A 4,688-nucleotide genomic window follows, 5' to 3' on the forward strand; every position below is an offset into this window, starting at 1 on the left:
AAACCATGAAAACACGCTTCATTATCATGATTGGCGTGAGTGCTTTTGCTCTTCCGGCTTTTGCCGCAGATCCCGTCTATCATGACTGGAATGCATTTCGCGGTCAGGCTGCGCCTCCTGTCACTGCTGCTGTTCGGTTGCCGACGTTCAAAGGCCCGGTAACCGTTCTCGACGGCCGAACGCTATGGTTCGGCACTCTTGGCAATGGCCACAAGGTGAGATTGGCTGGGATTGATGCGTGTGAATTACCGCAATGGGCACTGAACGCCAAATGGATAGACCGCGACAAACAAAAGGCTCTGACGCCGGTCCCTTGTGGTCCCTTAGCTAAAGCCTGGCTTAAGAAGACGGTTGGAAACAGAACCACAACCTGCGTCGGTCTGTCTTACGCAAACGACGGTGTGCCAGTCGCACAATGCACGACCGGTCGCACAGATCTCGCCGCCGAAATGCTGCGCGTCGGTTGGGCTCGTCTCGATTCCCCTTACATCAACGCCCAATATTACGCTTATCAGACCAACGCGATGGCCGCCCGGTATGGGATGTGGGGGACCTACGTGCTGGATATGAACGAGTGGCGCCGGAAAGCCGTCGACAAGACGCTAGATCGGCATCCGATCGCAGATTTCAATCTCCTTGCAAAACGTCAGGCCGAAATCTCGCCCCCATTCGCCGATGCGCGGGCCATGCCCAAGAGGACAGACCGATAGTCACTGACCTTTCGCCTGAAGGGGGCCGAGGGACATTTCCCACCCGTCGCCATTTTTATGAGCATTCATGGTTTGCAGGGCTTGCACTGAATCTCAGCCGCTTCCGAGCAGCTGGCGATCTCAGGAACATTGATCAAGAAGGACATCTGACATGAAACAGGAATTCTGTGCCGCAGTCGGCCTCGCGGTACTTGCCATGTCGCCGGTACCAGCTCACGCTGAAGATGCCTCCTGGGGTTGCCAGGTTCTCCTTTGTGCAGCGTCGCAAAGCCCATCATGGCACGGAGTTCCCTACTGCGTTCCGCCGATGAAGAAGCTTATTGCCGCGATTGCCAAGCCAGGCTTCTCTTGGCCTGTTTGCCACGAGGCAAAAGCAGGTGAACCCGGCTTTGAACCCTATGAGGAATGCCCCGCTGGCATGACTGCGGTTTCCTCCCGGACGGACAGTGATCGTCCAGGCTTTGGTTCGGAAAACCTGGATCAATGTACCAAGACCGAAAACCAATGCAGTAATCGCGCGGCGTTCCGAACTCAATTCGGTGACGCTCGTGAAAACAAGCAAAGGGGGGTGACGATCACACCCTTGAATCAAAATAATGACAACCAATGGAATCCGGACAATGGATGCATGGTGCAAATTACTCAGCCTCGCCCTCGCCGTTCGGAGCCGTACTTTTTCGACATTCCCAACGAGCAAGGCGTGAGCCAACGCGCCTGGTTCAATCTGGATTACTGAGGCAAGCATGAACAACAGAATTCTCATTGTTGCAGCAACCGCCGTCGGTGTTCTATCCGGTTCAGGTGGTACCTATTTGATCATGCCAGCTTCCGAGCCGATCGTTCGGCCTCCAAATGACACGGAGATTGCAGCGTTCGTTGCCGCTAATCCGGCACTGATCCCCAAGCCTCAAGCCCCTGCTCTCGACATTCCATCCAGCGACGAAGCGCTTGCTGCTTACCGGAAAGCTTATGCACGCAATCCTCTAAGAGTCGGACTCGAAAAGCCTTCAACGATATCCATACCTTGCCAGCCGTCGGGTGATCAGGCGAATGTGGGCGATCATGATCCAGGCCTCTGATGAGGCGATAGACTTTTCGACGTCCTTGGCCAATCGGCGGCATCGACCGAGCCAGGCGAAGGTGCGTTCGACGACCCAGCGCCGTGGCAGGACCTCAAAGCCTTTCGCCTTGTCCGAGCGCTTGATGATCTCGACCGTCCAGCGCCCGATCTTCTTCAGCCGCCGCTTCAACTTGTTGACGCGTAACTACCATCGGCGAAGACGTGCAGCAACCATGGCCACCTGTAGCGAATGGATTTCAGGATATCGGGAGCAACGTCACGATCCTGGACATCGGCGCTATGCACCATGAGGCCGACCATCAGACCAAGTGTATCAACGATGATATGACGCTTGCGGCCTTTGGTTTTCTTTCCCGCGTCATAGCCCCGGATACCACCGCTTTCCGTGGTTTTGACGCTCTGGCTGTCGATGACACCGGCCGTCGGTGAGGCCTCTCTGCCCTCCAGTTCGCGGGCCTCCATTACCAGATGATGGTTGATGCGTGACCACAGCCCTAATGCCCGCCATTGATAGAAATAGCGCTGGACTGTCGAGCAGGGCGGAAAATCCTTCGGCAGCATGCGCCACTGGCAACCCGACGTGACGATGTAAAGCAGGGCGTTGACAACCTCACGCAAATCCGTGCTACGCGGACGCCCCAGGCGGCGCGGCATGGGCAGAAAAGGCTCAATCAGTGCCCATTCCCGATCTGTCATGTCGCTTGCATAGCGCGCCGTCCGCCGGGCATAGTGCCGACGGGTGATTTCGCTCCAGGCCATTCCGAACTCCATCGAATCTCGCAAATCCGAAGGAATCATAACCTGTTGAAATCACCCACCTCTTTTTGAGGCAGCCTCTAAGAACCGGCCGTGGTGAGGAAGATGTTACTCTAACCTTGGGGGACTGTAACAAGAGTGCCAGCGGCCCAGGCGTATCATGCGTGGCCTCCATCAAGAGGAATGCGAGCGCAGCGCCTCTTGATCGTGTCATTGGATTTGCCAAGTCTGCATCCGGCGAGTGGGTTGCTACCAACTATTGAGAACTTGCGGTCGAAACTATTTAGTGCCCGCTTAATTTCGAGAGCCTGATTTATTGCAGATCATCCATGGAATTTTGTCTACTGCGATGCCAATAGATTGCGACACATTCAGATAAATTGCCCAAAATACAACGGGTAATCAATGCATACCTTTGAAGTAGTAATCTTATAAACGTGACCTGGACTTTCTAAGGGTTGCATTGATTGTCGTCTTACCCCAAAATGTACATAGACTTCCTGTGTTGGGATCGCTCGATGAGAAAATAGAAGTATGAATGACAAGAACGGACATTGTCGGCAACTTAAAAATGAATGTGGGTTGGTTGACCAGCCGATCCTTCTTAAACTAGCACTCGTTAGGCTAGCTCTGTCCTTGTGCATTGGAGGTTTTCTCGCCTTTGAGGCTGCCGCGTCCAGCAAGCGACAGAGTCGGATAAGTCAGAAGCCAGTCGAGTTTGCTCAGCTGTTCTATTTAATCAACGGCAAAAACATCAAATATACCAAATGTCTCCAACGCGCCTCAAAAGGCGAGTTCATGCTCAGAGATTGCAAGGAAGTTTTGAAAGATATTAGGTCCTTCGCGTCCGGTTTTGATTACGACAGTCAACATATGACTGAGCCTAACACAGCATGCCGTGTGTTGGAGGCACTTGCCCATCTTATTAATGGAGAGGACCCGCATGAGCCTACAAGATGTAATGAATAACATCACATTCTCCGGAGCGTCGCCTTCAGAGGTTTCGGCTATCAACTCGGTTATCGAAACAATTTACAATGGATCGGTTACGGCAAGAGCGATGCTGGAGGAACTCGTCTTGTCGCCTCAGCCGTTGAATTTCGTTAACGGGTTTCCCACTCAGTCCAATCAAGGTGGCATCCTACCAGACGGTCGCAAATTCGTCATCTTCAACTTCCAGGAGATTGCTGATTATTCGTTCATTTCAGATACGGGTAAGGTCTTCGATTGGTCCAATCTTTCAATCATTACCCACGAAATGATCCATGCAATCAAAGGATATTCGGATAACGTACAGCCGAATTACACAACTCCCGGCGCAGACTATATGGGTGAAGTTGTGCCCCTAGAGAGGAAAATTCTTTCAGAATTGGGAGTCGGCGACAAGCGCAATAGCTATGAGGCCGTAATAAAAGACTCAGATTTAGATAGTATTGGAGCGGTAAGCGGGGTCAGTCTTACTAAGAATAAATTAGTAGATTTAGTAATTTCGGATATTGGTAAAGACACGAAGAATTGGATGGACACTTCGGATAGGACAGCAGCCGTTCTACTGATTGGACTCCATGGCGCAGATGAGATCACTGCGGGGTCCGGAAGTGATTTTATCTATGGTGGAGATGGGGAAGACTTGGTTCGGGCCAGCCTAGGAAGCGACTATAACAACGGAAATGCCGATTCTGATATCATGAGTTATGGAGAGCTGGGTACATCGGTAACCGCATCGATCAAAACTGAGCCAAGCGGCGCATATGTTGAAGTCGTAAAAACAGGTGGCGGCGTCGACTCCGATCATAATTTTGAAACATACTTCCTGACACAGAATAATGATGTCCTAAAAATCGACGACTTATCTTCTTTGCAAAGTCTCGGTCCAGTTACCTTCAATGCCTTGTCAAACAGAGGGCGCACCGATACCGACACTCTCGACTTCATCGACGCGATTGAACCTATCCGGATCTTAATTGACGGATCCGCGAGGTTTTACAATTTTGAGAAAATTTCGGGCTCACAACATCATGATCAGATTGAGCTTCCCGATCCCGCACATAATGAGCTTTCCGGCTATGCGGGTAATGATACATTGTTTGCTGGCGGCGGGGCGGATACCCTCGATGGCGGTGCTGGCAATGATAGCCTTA

General features: G+C 51.9%; 3 protein-coding genes and 1 pseudogene. 3 read left to right on the plus strand and 1 reads right to left on the minus strand.

Features of this window, described 5'->3' with window-relative positions:
• Window positions 1-5: 5 nt before the first annotated feature.
• Together E8M78_RS23160 and E8M78_RS23165 are read left to right on the plus strand one after the other, a co-directional pair.
• The gene (locus E8M78_RS23160; protein ID WP_137137284.1) at window positions 6-710 is read left to right on the plus strand and encodes a thermonuclease family protein; all 705 of its coding nucleotides are present in this window, start codon (window positions 6-8) and stop codon (window positions 708-710) included.
• Window positions 711-861: 151 nt separating this feature from the next.
• Entirely contained in the window at window positions 862-1,446 is a 585-nt protein-coding gene (locus E8M78_RS23165) for a hypothetical protein (RefSeq protein WP_137137285.1), read from the plus strand.
• Between the two features lie 271 nt (window positions 1,447-1,717).
• Here E8M78_RS23165 and E8M78_RS23170 read toward each other — a convergent pair.
• A protein-coding gene (locus E8M78_RS23170) for an IS5 family transposase (protein ID WP_246658462.1) occupies window positions 1,718-2,550 on the minus strand; the annotation gives its coding sequence in 2 pieces (ribosomal slippage) (window positions 1,718-1,968 and window positions 1,968-2,550; 834 coding nt in all).
• Window positions 2,551-3,490: 940 nt separating this feature from the next.
• Between E8M78_RS23170 and E8M78_RS23175 the strand changes: the two are divergent.
• Window positions 3,491-4,688, plus strand: a pseudogene (locus E8M78_RS23175) (hypothetical protein); the annotation flags it as partial.

The organism is Rhizobium sp. FKY42 (genome assembly GCF_005222835.1).
Taxonomy (GTDB): domain Bacteria; phylum Pseudomonadota; class Alphaproteobacteria; order Rhizobiales; family Rhizobiaceae; genus Neorhizobium.

What these genes read in the sequence shown, in the direction of transcription:
- E8M78_RS23165 (WP_137137285.1), top strand. Translation starts at nt 862, where the DNA reads ATGAAACAGGAATTCTGTGCCGCAGTCGGCCTCGCGGTACTTGCCATG.
- E8M78_RS23160 (WP_137137284.1), top strand. Translation starts at nt 6, where the DNA reads ATGAAAACACGCTTCATTATCATGATTGGCGTGAGTGCTTTTGCTCTT.